The sequence below is a fragment of the Candidatus Polarisedimenticolia bacterium genome (assembly GCA_036004685.1).
In the GTDB taxonomy this organism is placed as follows: domain Bacteria; phylum Acidobacteriota; class Polarisedimenticolia; order Gp22-AA2; family AA152; genus DASYRE01.
The window spans coordinates 23,598-42,018 of sequence record DASYRE010000008.1; the positions used below are offsets into that span (position 1 = coordinate 23,598).

An 18,421-nucleotide genomic window follows, 5' to 3' on the forward strand; every position below is an offset into this window, starting at 1 on the left:
GATTTTACCGACCTGCCTCTTTCCGTGACGACCCGAGCGTCACGGCCCTCCTCGGCGACCGGTAAGCTTTTCGATCGTGGCCGAGCCGTCGGGCTCTCCCGGGACTCGCGGCCGGCTGCGCCGTCCTCACCGAAGAAAAGCGTCTCCCATACCGGTCGCTCGCGTTGCCGCCCCCCGCGCGCCGGAATCCTGGACGTCTCGACGGGTTTCATGCACCCGGTGCCAGCTCGCGGGTCGTTTCGCGGCCATACCTCTCGTCTTACGGATTGGACCTGTACTTTTCCCGAAGCGAGAGCCTCGTCCCAGAGGATTTCGCGCGGGCGCGGAATCTTAAGCCGGTTTGGCGTGGAACGGGTGAGCGGGACCGGGCTGACGGCAGGAGTTATCGCTTCGAGACCTTTTTGCCGAGCCGCGTCCGGAAATCGCGGGCGGTGGCCACAAGGCCGGAGCGCAGCCCCACGCGCGGCTTCCAGTGGAGCAGGCGGTTGGCGAGCGCGATGTCGGGCTGGCGGACCTTGGGGTCATCGACCGGCAGGGGGCGATAAACGATCTTGCTGCGACTGCGGGTGACCCGGAGAACCTCCTTGGCCATCTCGAGGATCGTCATCTCGGAGGGATTCCCCAGGTTCACGGGGAGGTGGTATGGCGATTTCAGCAGGCGGTAGATCCCTTCTACTAAATCGGCGATGTAGCAGAAGCTCCGCGTCTGGCCGCCGTCGCCGAACACGGTGAGCGGCTTTCCCTGAATGCTCTGGGCCAGAAAGCTTGGGATGGCCCGCCCGTCCTGAATCCGCATGCGCGGCCCGTAGGTGTTGAATATCCGGACAATCTTGGTATCCAGCCGGTGGCTTCGATGGTACGCCATGGTGAGCGCCTCGGAGAAACGCTTCGCCTCGTCGTAGACGCCGCGCGGCCCGATGGGGTTCACGTTTCCCCAGTAATTCTCGCGCTGAGGATGGACGAGGGGATCTCCGTAGACCTCCGAGGTCGAGGCCAGGAGGAACGAGGCATTCTTCTCCCGGGCCAGGCCGAGGGCCTTGTGCGTGCCGAGCGATCCCACCTTGAGCGTCTCGATGGGATGCTCCAGGTAGTCGATGGGGCTGGCCGGGCTCGCGAAATGCAGGATGGCGTCGATCGGACCTGCGACGTGGATGAAGCCGGAGACGTCGAGGTCCACGAAACGGAAGCGCGGCTCACCCAGCAGGTGCGCGACGTTGTCGGGAGAGCCGGTGAGCAGATTGTCGACGCAGATGACTTCCCATCCCTTGAGGAGAAAGTGATCGCAGAGATGGGAGCCGATGAAACCGGCCCCTCCGGTGATCAGGACGCGGCGCTTCTTGGCCAAGACCGATTCTCCGCGGAGTCGCTTCTAGAAAAAGCGCCCCGAGTCTAGGGGGAGCGGGAACGGGTGTCAAGCCAAGTCCGGCGCGGCGCGACTTGGGGCGCTTCCTTGACAGGATCCGGGCGTCTTCCTAAGATACGGGTCGGAGCCCACCGTTGAAATCACCCGAGCCAAGCCTTCGCGATCGCATCGTACTCTTCGCCGTCCCCCGCGTCGCGGCTCTCTTGATTCGGTCGATTCGGTGGACCACCCGCATCCGGCAGGAGGGAAAGGAGCCGGTCCTCGCCGCGCTCGCCGCCGGCCGCCCCTTCATTCTCGCCTTTTGGCACGGCCGGCTCTTCCTGATGCCGTATGCCTATCCGGGCCGCCGGATCGCCATCCTCATTAGCGAGCACCGGGACGGGGAGTTCATCAGCCGGACCATGGCCCGCTTCGGTTTCTCGACGGCCCGGGGGAGCAGCACGCGCGGAGGATCGGCAGGGCTTCGGGAAATCGTCCGGCGGATTCGATCGGGATTCGACGCCGCCTTCACTCCCGACGGGCCGCGGGGCCCGCGCCACGTCGTGCAGCCGGGCGTCATCACCGCGGCGCGCCTGTCGGGCGCGCCCATCATCCCGGTCACCTTCTCCTGCTCAAAAAAAAACTCTTCGCGTCGTGGGACGGCTTCATGCTTCCCTTGCCTTTCGGACGCGGGGTTTTCCTGTACGGCGAGCCCATCGAAGTGCGCCGTGACGCCGGGGAGGTCGAGCAGGAGGAGGCTCGGCTCCGTCTGGAAACGGCGTTGAGCCGGCTCACGGCGGCGGCGGACGCCCGGATGGCGTCCCCCCGAAGCTCCGCGTGACGTCCGGGACGCCGCGAATCTTGATGGTCGCCGGCGAGGCTTCGGGCGATCTCTACGGGGCGCTCCTGGCGCGCGAGCTGTCGGGGCGAAGGCCGGGAATCCGCATCGGCGGAGTGGGCGGGACGCGCATGGAGGAGGAGGGGATCCCTCTCCTCGCGCACTCACGGGATCTCGCGGTGGTCGGGCTGGTCGAGGTCCTGGCTCACTTCGGGCCGATTCGGGCCGCGTTCCGTCGCGTGGTCTCCCAGCTTCGCGACGATCCTCCCGATCTCCTCGTGTTGATCGATTATCCCGACTTCAATCTGCGGCTCGCCAAGGAAGCCCGGCGGCGCGGGGTTCGCGTCGTCTACTTCATCAGCCCCCAGGTCTGGGCCTGGCGGCCTTCCCGGGTCCTCCAGATCGGCCGGACGGTCGATAAGATCCTGGTCATCCTGCCGTTCGAAGAGGAGATTTATCGCAGGGCCGGCGTTCCGGTGGAGTTCGTCGGCCATCCCCTCCTGGACATCCTCCCGGAGCCCGGCGCTCTCGGGCCGAGCCGCCTGCGGTTCAACATCCCCCCGGGACGCCGCGTGGTCGGGCTCCTTCCGGGCAGCCGGCGGCGCGAGATTGAATCTCATCTTCCCGTCATGCTGGAAGCCGCCGCCGAGCTGCGGCGGCGGATCGGTGATTTTCTCGCGGTCATCCCGCTCGCTTCGACCCTGCGCCGCGGGGATCTGGACGCTTACCTCGGATCGACCCCGGGAGCGCCCGAGGTGCTCGTCCTGGACGGCCCGCCCGGGGAGGTGCTCAACACGATGGACGCCGCGATGGTAAAATCGGGAACGGCCACCCTCGAAGCCGGCCTGATGGGCGTCCCGATGGTGGTGGTCTACCGGACGGCCCCGTTGACCTATCTGCTCGCTTCGCTCCTTGCGAACGTGCGTCAGGTCGGCTTGGTGAACATCGTCGCCGGCAAGGAGTTGGCTCCGGAGCTGGTGCAGCGTCGTTTCACCCCTGAGAGGATCGTGACCGCCATGGAGCCGATACTCAAGGATCCCGCGCGCGCCGAAGCGATCCGGCGCGACCTTGCCGTTCTCCGGAGCCGGCTGGGGGAGCCCGGCTGCTTCCGGCGATCGGCCCGCGCGGTGCTCGAGGTCCTCGACGCCGCCGGCGCCCGGCCGTCCGGGGGGGCGCCATGATCAAGAGCATGACCGGATTCGGCCGCGGCGAAGCCTCCGACGAAGCGGTGCGGTACGAAGTGGAGGTCCGGGGGGTGAATCACCGGTTCCTCGAGATCCGCTTCCGCCTGCCGCAGGAGATTGCGCACTTCGAGATGGATCTCAGGAGCCACGTCGCCCGGTCCGTCCGGCGCGGGCGTCTGGACGTCACGGTGGATCGCGCTCCGACGCGCGAGCCCGAGACCGTCGTCACGGTCAACCGCGACATCGTCTCCCGCTACCTCCAAGCGGCCACCGAGCTGGCGCGGGAATTCCAGCTTCCCGGCGCCCTGACGCTGGAATCGGCCCTGGCTCTGCCGGGCGCGGTGCGGTTCGAAGTCCGCCGGGAAGCGGCCGAGGCGGAACAGGAGACGCTCCATGCGGCGCTGGATCGGGCCCTCGAGTCGTTCGACGCCGCCCGCGCGGCTGAAGGAGGGAGGATGGAGCAGGACCTCCGCGCGCGCCTCGGTGCCATGGAGGAGGATTTACGACGCATCGAGACGTCCGCCGCCGGCGCCCCGCAGGAGCTCACGGCTCGCCTCCGAAAGCGCTTAGCGGAGCTTGCCGACGCGATCCCGCTCGACGAGATGCGGCTGGCGCAGGAAGCCGCCTACCTTGCCGGCCGGAGCGACATCACCGAGGAAATCGTCCGGCTCCGCGCCCATCTGCGCGGGGCGCGGGACCTTCTCGCCGCCGATGGCTCCCCGGTGGGGAAGTCGCTCGACTTCCTCGTGCAGGAAATGAACCGGGAGACGAACACGATCGGCTCCAAGTCCGAGAACCTGGAGATCTCCCAGGTCGTGCTCCGGCTCAAATCGGAGGTCGAGAAGGTTCGCGAACAGATCCAGAACCTCGAATGAGGACGGCGGGCGGCGGGCCCCGGAGAACGGGATTGGAGGAGACGCCCACCCGCAGCGGGATCGCGTTCGTCCTGTCGGCTCCCAGCGGGACCGGCAAGACCACGCTGAGCCGTAGGCTCCTCACCCGGATCCCGAATCTGCGGTTCTCGGTTTCGTACACCACGCGGGAGCGTCGCCGAGGGGAGCGCGACGGAGTGGACTATCACTTCGTCTCCCCGGCGCGTTTCAAGGGCCTCCAGCGGCGCGGCGAGTTTCTGGAATGGACGGTCCTCGACGGAGCCTGCTACGGGACGTCACGCCGTCAGATCGAGCGGGCCCTCCGCCGGGGCGAGGATCTTCTGCTGGACGTCGACACCAAGGGGGCGGCCCAGATACGGCGGAGGGTGGCCGGCTCCGTCTTGATTTTCCTGCTCCCGCCGGACTTGGAGGCCCTGCGCCGGCGGCACCGGCGGCGCGGAACGGACGAGGCGGCCATGGCCCGAAGGATTGGGCTGGCGCGCCGGGAAGTGGTCGAGTGCGAGAGGTACGATTATCTGGTCCTGAACGAGCGCCTCGGCGAGGCCGCCCGCGACTTGGAGGCGGTCGTCCGGGCCGAGCGTTGCCGGACGAGCCGCCGGAGACGGAGAATGGAAGCTGTTCAACGACAATTCGGACTTGAACCCCGACCCGCCGCGCTCGGCGGCCGAAAGAGGAGGCGAGCATGATCTTTCCCGCAGGAGGTGATCCCATGGACTCGGAGGCGATGGACAACAAGTTCAAGTTCATCACGGTCGCGGCCGCGCGCTGCAATCAGCTGCAACGCGGCGCCCGGCCCAAGGTGGAGAGTCGCTCCCACAAGAACTCGACGATCGCTCAGGAGGAGGTCCGGCGGGGCCTCATCGAGTTCCGCGCTCCGGAGGACCTGAGCGAGGAAGCCTCGGGCGCGGATCCCCTGACCCGGGGCCAGGATGCCGGATAGCCCGGCGCGCGAAATCGCTCTCGGGATCTCCGCCGGGATCGGCGCCTACAAGGTGCCCGAGCTGGTCCGCCTCCTCGTCAAGTCGGAGGTCGGGGTCCACGTCATCCTGACGCGCAATGCCGAGTCCTTCGTGAGCCCGATGACCTTGCAGGTCCTCTCGGGGAGGCCGGTCCTTCGCGATCTCTACGATCCGTCGTCGGGGCCGGACATCGAGCACATCGCCCTGACGCGCCGCATCGGCCTGCTTTGCGTCGTCCCGGCCACCGCCTCGGTTCTGGCGCGTTTGGCGCACGGCCTGGCCCTGGACTTCCTGTCGACGTTCTTCCTGGCGGTCTCCTGCCCGGTCCTCGTCGCGCCCTCCATGAACACGCGAATGCTCCTCCATCCCGCCACGGAGCAGAACCTGGCGATTCTCCGGGCCCGCGGGGTGCGGATCCTCGAGCCGGCGCAGGGGCCCCTGGCGTGCGGCGAAGAGGGGAGCGGCCGGTTGCCGGAGCCGGCGGAGATCCACGCGGAGATTCTTCGCCAGCTCTCGCGGCGCGAGTTCTGGGCGGGCCAGACGGTCCTCGTCACGTCGGGCCCGACGCGCGAGTACATCGATCCCGCCCGCATCGTGACCAATCCGTCGACCGGACGGATGGGTCATGCGGTCGCCCTGGAGGCGGCCCTGCGCGGCGCGCGCGTCATCCTCGTCTCCGGTCCCACCGGCCTGCCCGACCCCTGGGGGGCCGAGGTGGTTCGGGTCGAGACCACCGAGCAGATGCGGCGCGCCGTGCTCGAGGCTCTTCCCCGCTCGACCATCGTCGTCAAGGCCGCCGCTCCCGCCGACTTTCGGCCGGTCCATTCCTCCCGCGAAAAGCGGGCGAAGAATTCCTTCCCGGCGTCGCTGGCCCTAGAGCCGACCCCGGACATCCTCGCGGAGATCGCTCCCCTCAAGGAAGGCCGGTACGTGGTCGGTTTCGCCGCCGGGACCGGAGACCTCCTCGAGTCGGCGCGCGCCAAGATGGATCGCAAGCGGCTCGATCTGGTCGTCGCGAACCTCGTGGGCGAGAAGGACTCGGGATTCGGGTCGGACACGAATCGCGCCACGTTCCTGGGATCGGATGGATCGGCCGAGGCGCTTCCCTTGCTCTCCAAGCGCGAGGTGGCGGTCCGGCTGATGGATCGGATCGAGTCGGACCGGGGCACGAGGTCATGAACGCGGCCTCCCGGCGGGAGCTGCACCGGCAGCTTCGGGCCCGGCTTCTCTTCGTGAGAGACTCCGGCATCCCGGCGCTGCGCGCCCCGAGAAGAGCCAGCGCCTCCCGCCGCGGCGCGACGCCCGATCCCGAGCAGTCGCTCACGCGCCTGCGCCAGGAGATCGGAGACTGTACGCGCTGCCGGCTCTGCGAAAAACGAACCCACCTGGTGTTCGGAGTCGGCAATCCCCGCGCGCGGCTCATGTTCGTGGGCGAGGGGCCCGGGTACGAGGAGGATCGCCAGGGAATCCCGTTCGTCGGAAGGGCGGGGCAGCTTCTGAACCGAATCGTCGAGGCGATGGGACTACGCCGTGAAGAAGTCTACATCGCCAACGTCGTGAAATGCCGCCCGCCGGAGAACCGGACGCCGCTTCCCGACGAGATGGCGACTTGCTCTCCCTTCCTCCTGCGCCAGATTGAGGCCATCCGGCCGCAGGTCGTCGTCGCCCTGGGGGGCGTCGCCGTGCAGAACCTCCTCGGGAGCTCCGCCCCGATCAGCCGGCTGAGAGGGGAATTCCGGAACCTCCCGGACGGAACGCTGGTGATGCCCACCTTCCACCCCGCCTACCTCCTCCGCAATCCCGAAAAAAAGAAGGAGGTCTGGGAAGACATGAAGAAGACCATGCAGCAATTGGCCCTCCCGCCGGCTCGATGACCTCCCCCTCTCTCGAGAGGCCGCTCACGGCGCGAGTGGCCCTGCCTCTTCCCCTGGACAAGACCTTCACCTACCGCGTGCCGGACTTCCTGACGGAATCCTGCCGCACGGGGGTGAGAGTGATCGTCCCCTTCGGCCGGAAGAAGCTGCCCGGCGTGGTCGTGCAGGTGGGAGCCGACGAGGACCGCGCCCTGGACCTGCGCCTCCTGGAGGGCGTTCTCGACTCCTCGCCGGCGCTCGACTCCGCTTTGCTCGATTTCACGCGATGGATCTCCGAATACTATTTCACGCCCTGGGGATTGGTGCTCAGGGCCGCCCTTCCGGCCGGCTTGAAGAGCACTACCCGGTCCAAGGTGAGGCTCACGGAGGAGGGGCGCCAAAGCCTGGAAGATCCCTTCGCGATCCTCCCGCCGGGAGATCGGCGCGTTCTCGATCTCCTGGCTCGCAAGGGACCCCTGCCTCCCGCCCGCGCCAAGCAGGCGGCCCGGGGGACCGGGCAAACCGCTCTGAAACGCCTTCTGGCGGCCGGCCTCGTGGCTCCCTTGGACGAGCGGCTCGTAGTCGAGCCGGCGCCCCCCAAGGTTCGATGGGCCCGGCTTGGGGCGCCCCAGGAGGGGACTCCCCGAGGCCGAAGCCAGAGGCGGATCCTGTCGGTCCTGCAATCGGCTCCCGAAGGCCTGCCGGTCTCCAAGGTGCTGCGCTTGGCGGGGGCCGCCGCGGCGAGTCTTCACTCCTTGAGGCAGGGCGGGCGGCTGGTCTTGGAGGAAAGGACGCCCTCGGCCGCGCCGGATTCCGCTCGGGCGCCCCAGGCTCCGCCGGTTCTGTCGCCGGCGCAACGGGCGGCGGTCGACGCGATCCTCGTTTCCCTCCGCCGGAGCGAGTTCCGCACGTTTCTTCTGGAGGGCGTTACCGGAGCGGGGAAGACGGAGGTTTATCTGGCGGCCGCGGCGGAAGCGATCGCCCGGAGAAAAGGGGTTCTCTACCTCGTTCCCGAGATCGGGCTCACCCCTTTGCTGGCCCAGACTCTCGCGGCGCGCTTTCCGGGCCAGGTGGCGGTCCTGCACTCCGCCCTGCCGGAACGGGAGCGCCGGGAGGAATGGAAGCGAATTCGCGACGGCCGCGCCCCCCTCGTCCTGGGAACCCGCTCGGCGCTCTTCGCGCCGCATCCCGCGCTGGGGCTCGTGGTGATCGACGAGGAGCAGGATTCCTCCTACTACCAGTCGGAGTCGCCGCGCTTCAACGCGCGGGACGCCGCCGTCGTCCGAGCGCAGCGGCTGGGCGCGGTCGTGCTGCTCGGCTCCGCCACGCCCTCGATCGAGGCGGTCGCCGCGGCCCGCAAGGGGAAGTTCCGGCTGCTGACCCTGCCTCAACGGGTGGAGGCGCGTCCGATGCCTGCGATCCGCCTCGTCGACATGCGAAAGGAATTCCAGGAGACGGGGACCCAGAGGCTTTTGTCGCGCGAGCTCGCCGACGCCATCCGGGAGACCCCACGGGCGGGAGGACAGATCCTCCTCCTCCTGAACCGGCGGGGCTTCGCGACGTTCATCCTGTGCCGGGCTTGCGGAGCGCGACTCAACTGCCCCCATTGCGACATCGCCATGACCTATCATCGCGCCGAGCAGGCGCTCCGCTGCCATTACTGCAACGCCGATCGGATCCTTCCGGCGCGCTGCCCCGCCTGCCGATCCCCTCATCTTCATCAAGGAGGCGCCGGCACGGAACGCCTCGAGGAGGCGATCCGCATCGTCGATCCTTCCTTGCGCGTCGCCCGGATGGATCGCGACACCGTGAGGGGACGGGGGCCCGGGGCGCTCCTGGAGAAGTTCGGGCGCGGCGAGATCGATCTGATGCTCGGAACCCAGATGGTGGCGAAGGGGCACGACTTTCCCGGCGTGACGCTCGTGGGAATCCTCTCGGCCGACGCGTATCTCGGGCTGCCCGACTTCCGCGCGGCCGAACGAACCTACCAGCTGCTGACGCAAATGGCGGGACGCGCCGGGCGCGGGAAGCGGCCGGGCCGGGTCCTCATTCAGGCTTTCGCCCCCGAACATCCCGCGCTGCAAGCGGTGGCGCGGCAGGAGCCGCGCGAGTTCTACGATCGCGAGCTGCGCCTCCGCAAGCTGGCGCGGTACCCCCCCTGGGTGGCTCTGACGCAGATTCGGATCATCGATCGAAGCCTCGAGCGCGGCGAGCGGGAATCGCGCCAGCTCGCGAAGATGCTGAGAGAGGAGTCAGGCGCGGCGTACGAGGTGCTCGGACCGTCGCTTTCGCCGTTTCCCAGAATCCGCGGCGAGTTTCGCCATCAGATCCTGCTGAAGGGCCGGAGCCGGAGCGCCATCGCCGCGGGGGTCCGGCGGGTCCTGAGCGCGCGGGCGGGATCGTCGGGAATCCCCCGCGGGCTCGTCGTCGAGACCGATCCGGCGAGCCTCCTCTGAGACCCGGGCGAGGGCGCGTGGGGCGCCCTTTTGCAGGTATACTTTGGACGTCACTCCGCCAATTCCCCAAGGGGCCTGAAATGTGCGGCATCGCTGGAATTCTGCGATTCGACGGCGCCCGCGCCGATCCCGCCCAGGCGAGACTCATGGCGCGCCTGCTGGCCCACCGTGGGCCCGACGGGGAGGGCTTGCACGCCTCGGGCCCGGCCGCCCTGGCCCACCGCCGTCTGGCGATCATCGATCTCTCGGAGAGGGCCGCGCAGCCGATGTTCAACGAAGACGGCACCCTCTGGCTCGTCTTCAACGGCGAGATCTACAATTACCTGGAGCTCCGGCCGTTCCTTCAGTCCCGCCAGCATCGCTTCGCCTCGGACGCCGACAGCGAAGTCATCCTTCACCAGTACGAGGAGGAAGGACCCGGATGCACCGCGCGCTTCAACGGGATGTGGGCTTTCGCGCTGTGGGACGAGGGACGGCGGGAGATGATCCTGTCGCGCGATCGGCTCGGCGAAAAGCCGCTCTACTATTACGCCGACTCCTCGGCGCTCCTGTTCGCCTCGGAGATCAAGGCGCTGCTGGCGCTGCGCCCTGATCTCTCCGAGCCGAATCCTGCCGAGCTGGCTCGATTCCTGGCCACGGGATGGATGGAGACGGGCGGGGAGACGTTCTTCCGGCACGTCCGCCAGGTTCCGCCGGGGCACACCCTGCGGGTCTCGATCTCGGGGCAAATGGATTTGAGCCGCTACTGGGAGCTTCCCCGCGACGAAGACGACGAACCGGTCTCGCCGCGCCGGGCGGCGGCCACCTTGCGCGAGCTGCTGGAGGACTCGGTCCGCCTCCGCCTGAGGAGCGACGTGCCGATCGGGACCTGTCTGTCCGGAGGCCTCGACTCGAGCTCCGTCGTCGACGTCGAGAGCCGGCTGCTCCAGGGCCGGACGATCCACACCTTTTCGTCGATCTTTGAGGAGAACGGATTCAGCGAGCGGCCCTTCATCGAAGCGGTCAACGCCGCCTACCCGACGGAAGCGCACCGGACGACTCCTTCCGCCGATTTTCAGGAGATCCTGCCGCGGATTCTCTGGCATCAGGAATGCCCGCTGGCCGGGCCCGGCGTCTATCCTCAATGGTGCGTGATGGCGCTGGCCCGCGGCAAGGTGAAGGTCCTCCTGGACGGGCAGGGATCGGATGAGATGCTGGGCGGGTACTTTTATTATTATCCCGAGCATCTCGCCGACCTGTGGGCTCGCGTCGGAACGCCTTCGGGAGCCGTCGCGCTTCTCGGGGCCGCCGCGCGCCTCCTCCGGCGCCTCTCTCCGGTCGAGGCGGCCCGCGCCCTGTGGGACGGCATGCGGCGCCTGCGGGGCGAGCCGCGGCACGCCGGCTTCCAAGGAGGATGGCACGCCGATTACCTCGTCCCGGACCTCGCCCGGGAGCTGAGCGAGAGCATCGAGCCCCTGCCCGCCGGACGGGAAAGCTTCCTCGGCCGGGCCCTGCGGGACGATCTCGTCCGAACGAGCCTTCCCAAGCTCCTGCATTACGAAGACCGCAACAGCATGGCTCACGGCCTGGAGGCCCGCGTTCCTTTTCTAGACCATCGTCTCGTGGAGTTCTGCATGAAGCTCCCCGGCCGGCTGCGCATCGAAGCCGGCACCACCAAAGCTCCGCTTCGCCGGGCCATGAGAGGCCGCCTTCCGTCGGTCATCTCCGAGAGGATCGACAAGAAGGGATTTCCCGAGCCGGTGAGCCTCTGGCTGAAAGGCAGCGGTCATGGGTGGGCGCGCGAGCTGCTCCTCTCGGAGCGGACCCGGAGCCGGGGAATATTCCGCATGGAGCGCCTGGAAAAAGGCCTCGAGGAGCATCGCGCCGGAGTGTCGCGGACCGTGCCGCTGTACCGCGCCTTGACGCTCGAGATCTGGCTCAGGCTCTTCCAGGACGGCGAAGGCGCAGCCCTTTTCGCGGGCGGGAACGCCGCGGAACGCTGACCCGTCTGTCCAACCGCTTTTCTTTCCCATGAAGGGAGCGGCGTGCCTAGCCACCAATCAGAGGCGCCCAATTCGCGGAAGAGCAGGGTGACCCGCAAGGTGAACAGCGCCGTTTCCGGCGCTCCACGAGGCCCGGAGGCTCGCCTACTACGGTCTGCCCGTCCCGTTGACTTTCTACGTCAAGTTCGGCGTTCCCGGCACCTTGGCCTGGACGTCGTCCCGAGCTGGCTCGTCTACCTTGGATCTCGCATGGGTTGGCTGCCCCGCTCGGTTCGAGAGCCATGAATGGAATCGATACAACCAGTCCCTGGACGAGAGCGCCGTCCAGCATGGCTTCCGGCGAGTTGGGGTACGATGCTTCGATGATCGTTACTGGCTCTGGGTGATGGCAAAGCTCGATGCGCTTCCGGCTCCGCTCCACGGCGATGCTCCAAACCAAGCGGCTTCAACGGATTCCTCGATAACGAAGGCCTTCCCAGATCGTTCCAGTCGGCCGCCGCCACCGATCCCCGAGATCTCGAACCCGCTGTGAGAGCCTTTTGGTGCCGTCCCTTCCGCCGGATCTTGCATTGACAGTTCGCGGAACCAGCGTATATAGTGGGAGTTATAGCTATCGAGCTCAGGCATTCGCCATGCATTGTCACCCCCTCGGAGAGGTTGGCCTGTGTCCGACGCAGTCCCGTTTTTAGACCTTAGGGCGCAATACCGAGCCCATCGAGAGGCCATCGACGCCGCGATCGCGCGGGTGATCGGAAGCTGTGGCTTCATTCTCGGAGCGGAGGTCGAAACTCTGGAGGCCGCTTTCGCCGCCCATTGCGGCACGCGCCATGCGGTGGGGGTCGGCACCGGCCTCGACGCGTTGAGATTGATCCTCCTCGAGCTCGGGATTGGCCCCGGAGACGAGGTGCTCCTTCCGGCGAACACTTTCATCGCCACCGCCCTGGCCGTTTCCGCGGTGGGAGCGCGGCCCGTGCTCGTGGATTGCCGAGACGAGGATTTCTGCCTCGACCCGAACCAGATTGCGTCCAAGATCACTTCCCGCACCCGCGCCCTCCTCCCAGTTCATCTTTACGGACTTCCCGCCCCGATGGCCGAGATTCAGGAGGTTGCCAACCGCCACGATCTGCTCGTCGTGGAGGATGCGTGCCAGGCCCACGGGGCGCGCCTCGACGATGGCCGGCCGTGCGGCAGTCTCGGACGCGCGGCCGCGTTCTCGTTCTATCCGGGGAAGAACCTCGGTGCTTATGGGGACGGCGGAGCCATCACCACCGACGACGACGAGCTCGCCGCGCGCCTTCGCCTCAGGCGGAATTACGGGCAGGTCGTCAAGTATCAGCATTCCGTGGCGGGGGAGAACTGCCGCTTGGACGCGATCCAGGCGGCGATCCTCGGAGCGAAGCTCCCTTTCCTGGATCGTGGGAACGCGCTGCGCCGTCGGGTGGCCTCCCGTTACATCGAAGCTTTCGCCGGATCGCCGGTCCTTACTCCTCGGGCGGATCAAGTCGAGCGATCGGTCTGGCATCTTTTCGTGGTCCAGGTGGAGGACCGTGAAGATTTCCGCGCCCACCTCAAGAACCGCGGCATCGAGACCGGCATCCACTATCCCGTTCCCATCCATCTTCAGACGGCCTACTCGTACCTCGCGCACGCGCACGGCGATTTTCCGGTCTGCGAAAGACTCTCCGAGAGGATCGTCTCGCTTCCCATCTATCCCGAAATGACGGAGGGTCAGGTCGCGAAGGTGATCGATGCCGTCCTTTGCTGGGCACCGGCGCGGGCGGCCCGGTGATGAGCGAGGAGGACAAGAAGAGGATTCCGCTAACGGTTTCCGTCGTCATCCCCGTCTACAACGAGTGCCGCTCCGTCGAACGCGAGGCGCTGAAGATTCACCGCTTTCTCGAGCGTCATTTTGCCGACAGTGAAATCCTGCTCGTGGACGACGGCTCCACCGACGGCTCGGCCGCCATTCTGGACCGGCTCGCTTCGTCCCTCGATGGCGTGCGCCTCCTGCGCCACCCCGTGAACCAGGGGATCGGCGCCGCCGTCATGGACGGCTACCGGGGCGCCAGCAAGGAAGCGCTGACCTATTTCCCGGCTGACTCTCAGGCAGAGATCGAAGACATCGCCGAATTCGCGTCCCGCATGGCGGAGGGGGTGGATGTCGTGCTGGGCTTCCGCTCCGACCGCCGCGACTACTCTCCCGTCCGTCTGTGCTACTCCTATCTGAACCTCCTTCTCCACGGTCTCCTGTTCGGGCGATTCTACCGGGACGTGAACTGGATTCACCTCGTCCGACGCGACGCCCTGCGGCGCATATCGGTCCGATCGCGCAGCGCCTTCATGGCCGGCGAGATGCTCGAGAAGATCCGTCGGACAGGCGGGAAGATCATCGAGGCCCGCTCGCGCTACAATCCCCGGCGCGAAGGCAGGACGAACGTCGGGAACTTCCGCGGGGCGCGCGCGGCGCTCGCCGACATGCTGCGCCTTCGCTGGGACCTGTGGGTCCGCCCACGCTCGAGCCTGGAAGCCGGGATCGTCAAGGGGGAGCGGGCATGATCCGGATCGGGATCGTCGGGCTGGGGCATTGGGGCCCCAACCACCTTCGTAGTTTCAGCTCCCTTCCCGAGTGCACGGTCGTGGCGGCGTCGGATCTCAACGATTCCCGCTTGAAGGTCTTCGCCGCTTCCTATCCTCAGGTCGAATTCGTGCGCGACCCCGCAGAGATCTTCCGGCGCGCGGACGTCGATGCCGTCGTGATTTCGACCCCGACCGCAACCCACTATCCGCTCACCGCGACGGCCCTGCAAGCCGGCAAGGACGTTCTTTGCGAGAAACCGCTCACCCTGAAGACCCGGGAGGCTCTGCGCCTCGTCACGCTGGCGCGCTCCCGAAAGCGCATCCTCATGGTGGGACACGTATTCCTTTTCAATCCCGGCATCCTCTGGCTCCAGAGCTATCTTCAAAGCGGCGCCGTCGGGCGCGTCCTCTACATCCACGCGACGCGGACCAACCTGGGCCCGATCCGCAGCGACGTCAACGCGGCTTTCGATCTCGCCTCCCACGATATTTCCATCCTCAACTTTCTCCTCACCGCCTCCCCGCTCAATGTCAACGCCACGGGGCAGGGATACCTCTCCTCCAAAGTGGAGGACGTCGTGTTCATCAGTCTCGAATACCCGCAAGGGGTGCTCGCGAACATTCACGTTTCCTGGCTCGACCCCAAGAAGGTCCGGGAGATTACGGTGGTCGGGGAGAAGCGGATGGTCGTGTGGAACGACCTGTCTCCGGACGGCCCCATCGCCGTCTACGACAAGGGGGTCATCCGGGAGCCCTATTATTCCGATTATGGAGAGTTCAACCTCCTCGTCCGGCAGGGGGAAATCACCATCCCTCACGTGAAGCAGTACGAGCCGGTCCGTGCACAGGCGGCCCACTTCGTGGAATGCTTGAAAGAGCGCCGGGCGCCGCGGGCCGACGGCGTCGGCGGGATGGAGGTCGTCCGGATTCTCGAATCGATCGGCAAATCACTGGCGGGAGGGGGCAGGAGAATTTCATTGGCTTCCCGAAGGGACGGCCGACGGTGATCCGGAAACCCCGCGGGGTCTTCATTCATCCGCTGGCGCTCGTGGAGACGTCGCGAATCGGCCCGGGGACCCGGATCTGGGCCTATGCCCACGTGATGGAGCGTTGCCGAATCGGCCGGGGATGCAACATCGGCGAAGGGGTCTTTCTCGAAACGAGCGAGCCGGTCGGGGAGTTCACCGTCATCAAGAACGGTGTCTCGGTCTGGGATCGGGTGCGGCTGGAGGATCGCGTCTTCGTCGGACCCGCGGCGGTCTTCACGAACGACCGGGCTCCGCGCGCCGATCCGCGGTTCAAGGCCGGACCCGAATTGTGGGAGCCGACGCGCATCCGGACCGGCGCCTCGATCGGCGCCAACGCCACGATCCTGAGCGGCATCACCCTGGGACGCTGGTGCCTCATCGGAGCCGGGGCCGTCGTCACGCGCGACGTCCCGGATCACGCGCTGATGCTGGGGAGTCCCGCGCGCGAGTGCGGTTTCGTGTGCGAGTGCGGCAGGCGCCTGCCGGAAAGCTTGGGATGCCCGTGCGGACGCCGGTACCGGCGCAGGACCTCCGGCTTGAGCCTTCTCCCCTCGCCACGCCGAAAGTCCCTCCGACCTCGCCGATGAACCTGCTCTCCAGCCCTCGCTGGCTTTCGGCCGCCGCGGGTTGCGCCTTGATCCTGTTCGTCTTCTTGACCGTCTTCGACGTGATCTTCGTCCCCGTCGAGAAGGACGAAGGGATCTATGCGTATGCGTTCCGCCTGGTCGCCGAAGGCAAGCTTCCTTACCGTGATTTCACCTACATCGAGAGCCCCGGCCTCCCTTATTACTACGCCGCGCTCCTGGCGCTTCCCGGCATCGACCTCCGGAACGTGCGGATCCTCTGCGCGGTGACCGGCTTCGTCGCACTTTGCCTGCTCTTGGCTTGCGCGGCTCGTCTCGGCGGGAAAACGGCTGCAGCGTTCTGCGCCCTCCTGCTCTTCACTAACGCGCGTCTGGCCGAATGGTTCTCGAGGGACGTCACCTATCCGCTGGTGACGCTGCTGCTCGCTTCGTCCCTTCTCATCGCCCTGTCTCGGCTTCCCGACCGGTTCCGCACGGCGGCCCAGGGAGCGCTGCTCGCTCTGGCCGGGGCGGTAAAAGCCAGCATGGGCATCGTGTCGCTGGTGTGGATGGGGGGCATGCTGCTCGGGCATCGGAGAGACCGGAAGGCCGTCCTGTGGGGAGCCCTGGCTTTTGGCGCGACCCTGAGCCTCTCGATCGGGCCTTTCCTGCTCGCGGATCCCGGCGCTTTCTTCTTCAACGTCGTCGAAGCGGCGGTGTCCAGAGGTCGACTTTTCCCCTTCATGAGACGGCCCGATGCGCTGGACCAGTGGCTTGAATTCGGCTCCGGACAGAAGATCCTGGCGGCGAGAACGATCCTCCTGGGGAACTTTCCGATGGTGATTCTCGCCGCGGTGATCGTTCTTGCCGGAACGCCGCGACTTCGCTTCGGGAAAAACGGTCCGGCTTCGAAAATCGCGCCCATCACGGCGGCCCTCGCGCTCGGCGTGCTTTTCCACTGGCTCTTTCCGTCGCCCAGTTATCCCAACTATCAGATGATGCTCCTGCCCGCCCTCACGGTCCCCCTGGCAGTCGTCTATGCGGCGTCGGCGGAGAAGTGGAGCGGAACGGGGGCCCGTCGGATCCTGTTGGCGCTTCCGGTCGTGCTGGGGGGGCTGAGCCTGTTGGAAGGTGCGAATCCGGACGAGGCCGGCCTCGGTGTCGGAACCTACCGTCATGGCCCCCAGCGAGAGCTCACCCAGCTCGTGGAGCGCACCGTATCTCCAGGAGGATTGCTTCTCACCGATTACCTCCCGGTGGCCGTGGAAGCGCGCCGGCGCGTCGTTCCCGGAAATGAAGGGGGCCGAGCCTCGCTCGTTCTGGGCCTCGACGATCGTCGTGCTGCGGCCCTCCACGTCCTGAACCGAAGCGCCTTTCTTGCCGTTTTGCGCGAGGGACGCGCTCAGGGAGTGGTCCTGACCCGGCAGCTGTTCGAAGATTCGTTTCGGGCAGTTCCGGGCTTTTTGGAGGAGACGGAGGAGGCACTCGCAAGCCGGTACCAACTGGTGAAGGAGTTTCCGGAAAGCGTCTATTTTAGCTACGGGCGCATCCGGGTCTACCGCCTGCGTGACCGGTGAGCGAAGGGCGGCCCGTCAGCCCGCGACGATCTCCAGCCGAACAGGAGACGCGGCGAACACCTCTCCGATCCGGGCGGCGCGCGCATGCCCCGAGGCCCGCAGCGCCGCGACGAGCGCCTCGGCCTCCTGCGGCGGCGCCGCGATGAGCAGCCCGCCCGAGGTCTGCGGATCGGCCAAGAGGGTCAAGGCTTCCTCGGAGAGCCTCCCGGCGATCTTCAGCTTGCCTTCCGCCAGCTTCAGGTTGCAGCGGGTGACGCGCGTCCCGATCCCCTTGCGGATCAGGGCGAGACTCTCCTCGTAGAAGGGAAGGGCGGCCATCCGGATTCTCAGTCCGCAGCCGCTTCTCTCCGCCATGCCCAGGGCGTGACCGATCAGCCCGAAGCCGGTGACGTCGGTGCAGGCGCGCGCCGCGTGCTGCTGCATCAGGCGGCAGGCGACATCATTCAGGCGGACCATTTCCGCCAGCGCCTCGCGGAGCGTCGCATCGGAGACGCGCCGATCCCGGTAGGCGCTGATGACGACGCCGGTGCCGATCGGCTTCGTCAGGACCAGCGCGTCGCCGCTTTCGGCGGTCGAGTTCCTCACGATCCGGCCCGGGTCCACGATGCCGGTCACGGCGAGCCCGTATTTCAGCTCCGGATCCTGGATCGTGTGGCCGCCAACGACCACCGCCCCGGCTTCCCGGACTTTCCGGGCGCCCCCCTTGAGAATCTCCGCCAGGACCTCGGTCGGAATTCCGGAGGACGGGAAGCAGCAGACGTTCATCGCGGTGAGCGGCCGCCCGCCCATCGCGTAGACGTCGGAGAGAGAGTTCGCGGCGGCCACCTGGCCGAACACGTCGGGATCGTCCACCAACGGCGTGATGAAATCGACGGTCTGCACCAGGGCCATCGTGTCGCTCACGCGGTAGACTCCGGCGTCGTCGGCGGTGCCGAATCCCACGAGCAGGTTCGGATCCGCCGGCTGATCGAGATCCTGGACGATCTTCCTCAAGTCCTCCGGACTGAGCTTCGCCGCTCAGCCGCCGGACGAGGAATATTCGACCAGGCGGGTTTTCGCGCCGATCCTCATCGTCTTCTCCCTCCTTTCAAGGGCCTGGACCGGGCGGATCATAGCACACGCCTCCGGAGCCATCGCCCGGCGCGCCGGCGACGTTCGAACTATAATAA

General features: G+C 67.1%; 17 protein-coding genes. 14 read left to right on the forward strand and 3 right to left on the reverse strand.

Features of this window, described 5'->3' with window-relative positions; genetic code table 11:
- Positions 1-382: 382 nt before the first annotated feature.
- The gene (locus VGR67_01515) at positions 383-1,345 is read right to left on the reverse strand and encodes a UDP-glucuronic acid decarboxylase family protein (GenBank protein HEV8335081.1); all 963 of its coding nucleotides are present in this window, start codon (positions 1,343-1,345) and stop codon (positions 383-385) included.
- Positions 1,346-1,697: 352 nt separating this feature from the next.
- The gene (locus VGR67_01520; protein HEV8335082.1) at positions 1,698-1,964 is read right to left on the reverse strand and encodes a hypothetical protein; all 267 of its coding nucleotides are present in this window, start codon (positions 1,962-1,964) and stop codon (positions 1,698-1,700) included.
- A gap of 45 nt (positions 1,965-2,009) precedes the next feature.
- On the opposite strand from VGR67_01520, the gene VGR67_01525 reads away from it, so the two are divergent.
- The 14 genes from VGR67_01525 (at position 2,010) to VGR67_01590 (ending at position 17,252) form a co-directional block, all read left to right on the forward strand.
- Entirely contained in the window at positions 2,010-2,183 is a 174-nt protein-coding gene (locus tag VGR67_01525) for a hypothetical protein (protein ID HEV8335083.1), read from the forward strand.
- Positions 2,180-3,361 carry a lipid-A-disaccharide synthase gene (gene lpxB, locus VGR67_01530; GenBank protein ID HEV8335084.1) on the forward strand — a complete coding sequence of 394 codons (1,182 nt, stop codon included), beginning with the start codon at positions 2,180-2,182 and terminating at the stop codon, positions 3,359-3,361. The genes VGR67_01525 and lpxB overlap by 4 nt, the downstream gene beginning before the upstream one ends.
- The gene (locus VGR67_01535) at positions 3,358-4,239 is read left to right on the forward strand and encodes a YicC/YloC family endoribonuclease (GenBank protein ID HEV8335085.1); all 882 of its coding nucleotides are present in this window, start codon (positions 3,358-3,360) and stop codon (positions 4,237-4,239) included. The genes lpxB and VGR67_01535 overlap by 4 nt, the downstream gene beginning before the upstream one ends.
- A 32-nt stretch (positions 4,240-4,271) precedes the next feature.
- Positions 4,272-4,943, forward strand: coding sequence for a guanylate kinase (gene gmk / locus VGR67_01540; protein HEV8335086.1), 672 nt, complete (start codon positions 4,272-4,274; stop codon positions 4,941-4,943).
- Complete coding sequence (gene rpoZ / locus VGR67_01545; protein ID HEV8335087.1) at positions 4,940-5,197, forward strand: DNA-directed RNA polymerase subunit omega; 258 nt, start codon at positions 4,940-4,942, stop codon at positions 5,195-5,197. Before gmk ends, rpoZ begins: the two co-directional genes overlap by 4 nt.
- Complete coding sequence (gene coaBC, locus VGR67_01550) at positions 5,187-6,395, forward strand: bifunctional phosphopantothenoylcysteine decarboxylase/phosphopantothenate--cysteine ligase CoaBC (GenBank protein ID HEV8335088.1); 1,209 nt, start codon at positions 5,187-5,189, stop codon at positions 6,393-6,395. The genes rpoZ and coaBC overlap by 11 nt, the downstream gene beginning before the upstream one ends.
- Complete coding sequence (locus tag VGR67_01555) at positions 6,392-7,090, forward strand: uracil-DNA glycosylase (protein ID HEV8335089.1); 699 nt, start codon at positions 6,392-6,394, stop codon at positions 7,088-7,090. Before coaBC ends, VGR67_01555 begins: the two co-directional genes overlap by 4 nt.
- Positions 7,087-9,525, forward strand: a complete 2,439-nt coding sequence (gene priA, locus VGR67_01560) for a primosomal protein N' (GenBank protein ID HEV8335090.1) — start codon at positions 7,087-7,089, stop codon at positions 9,523-9,525. Before VGR67_01555 ends, priA begins: the two co-directional genes overlap by 4 nt.
- Before the next feature lie 80 nt (positions 9,526-9,605).
- Entirely contained in the window at positions 9,606-11,507 is a 1,902-nt protein-coding gene (asnB, locus tag VGR67_01565) for an asparagine synthase (glutamine-hydrolyzing) (GenBank protein HEV8335091.1), read from the forward strand.
- Positions 11,508-12,171: 664 nt separating this feature from the next.
- Entirely contained in the window at positions 12,172-13,296 is a 1,125-nt protein-coding gene (locus tag VGR67_01570) for a DegT/DnrJ/EryC1/StrS family aminotransferase (protein ID HEV8335092.1), read from the forward strand.
- Complete coding sequence (locus VGR67_01575; GenBank protein ID HEV8335093.1) at positions 13,296-14,063, forward strand: glycosyltransferase family 2 protein; 768 nt, start codon at positions 13,296-13,298, stop codon at positions 14,061-14,063. The genes VGR67_01570 and VGR67_01575 overlap by 1 nt, the downstream gene beginning before the upstream one ends.
- Positions 14,060-15,091, forward strand: a complete 1,032-nt coding sequence (locus tag VGR67_01580) for a Gfo/Idh/MocA family oxidoreductase (GenBank protein HEV8335094.1) — start codon at positions 14,060-14,062, stop codon at positions 15,089-15,091. Before VGR67_01575 ends, VGR67_01580 begins: the two co-directional genes overlap by 4 nt.
- Positions 15,088-15,699, forward strand: a complete 612-nt coding sequence (locus VGR67_01585; GenBank protein HEV8335095.1) for an acyltransferase — start codon at positions 15,088-15,090, stop codon at positions 15,697-15,699. Before VGR67_01580 ends, VGR67_01585 begins: the two co-directional genes overlap by 4 nt.
- Positions 15,696-17,252 carry a hypothetical protein gene (locus VGR67_01590; protein ID HEV8335096.1) on the forward strand — a complete coding sequence of 519 codons (1,557 nt, stop codon included), beginning with the start codon at positions 15,696-15,698 and terminating at the stop codon, positions 17,250-17,252. The genes VGR67_01585 and VGR67_01590 overlap by 4 nt, the downstream gene beginning before the upstream one ends.
- Positions 17,253-17,267: 15 nt before the next feature.
- On the opposite strand, the gene selD is transcribed toward VGR67_01590, so the two are convergent.
- Positions 17,268-18,323 (reverse strand): selenide, water dikinase SelD, encoded by a 1,056-nt coding sequence (gene selD / locus VGR67_01595; protein ID HEV8335097.1) that lies wholly within the window; start codon positions 18,321-18,323, stop codon positions 17,268-17,270.
- Positions 18,324-18,421: the final 98 nt, after the last annotated feature.

What these genes read in the sequence shown, in the direction of transcription:
- priA (HEV8335090.1), top strand. Translation starts at nt 7,087, where the DNA reads ATGACCTCCCCCTCTCTCGAGAGGCCGCTCACGGCGCGAGTGGCCCTG.
- VGR67_01575 (HEV8335093.1), top strand. Translation starts at nt 13,296, where the DNA reads ATGAGCGAGGAGGACAAGAAGAGGATTCCGCTAACGGTTTCCGTCGTC.
- VGR67_01580 (HEV8335094.1), top strand. Translation starts at nt 14,060, where the DNA reads ATGATCCGGATCGGGATCGTCGGGCTGGGGCATTGGGGCCCCAACCAC.
- VGR67_01525 (HEV8335083.1), top strand. Translation starts at nt 2,010, where the DNA reads ATGCTTCCCTTGCCTTTCGGACGCGGGGTTTTCCTGTACGGCGAGCCC.
- VGR67_01555 (HEV8335089.1), top strand. Translation starts at nt 6,392, where the DNA reads ATGAACGCGGCCTCCCGGCGGGAGCTGCACCGGCAGCTTCGGGCCCGG.
- rpoZ (HEV8335087.1), top strand. Translation starts at nt 4,940, where the DNA reads ATGATCTTTCCCGCAGGAGGTGATCCCATGGACTCGGAGGCGATGGAC.
- VGR67_01590 (HEV8335096.1), top strand. Translation starts at nt 15,696, where the DNA reads ATGAACCTGCTCTCCAGCCCTCGCTGGCTTTCGGCCGCCGCGGGTTGC.
- asnB (HEV8335091.1), top strand. Translation starts at nt 9,606, where the DNA reads ATGTGCGGCATCGCTGGAATTCTGCGATTCGACGGCGCCCGCGCCGAT.
- coaBC (HEV8335088.1), top strand. Translation starts at nt 5,187, where the DNA reads ATGCCGGATAGCCCGGCGCGCGAAATCGCTCTCGGGATCTCCGCCGGG.
- VGR67_01535 (HEV8335085.1), top strand. Translation starts at nt 3,358, where the DNA reads ATGATCAAGAGCATGACCGGATTCGGCCGCGGCGAAGCCTCCGACGAA.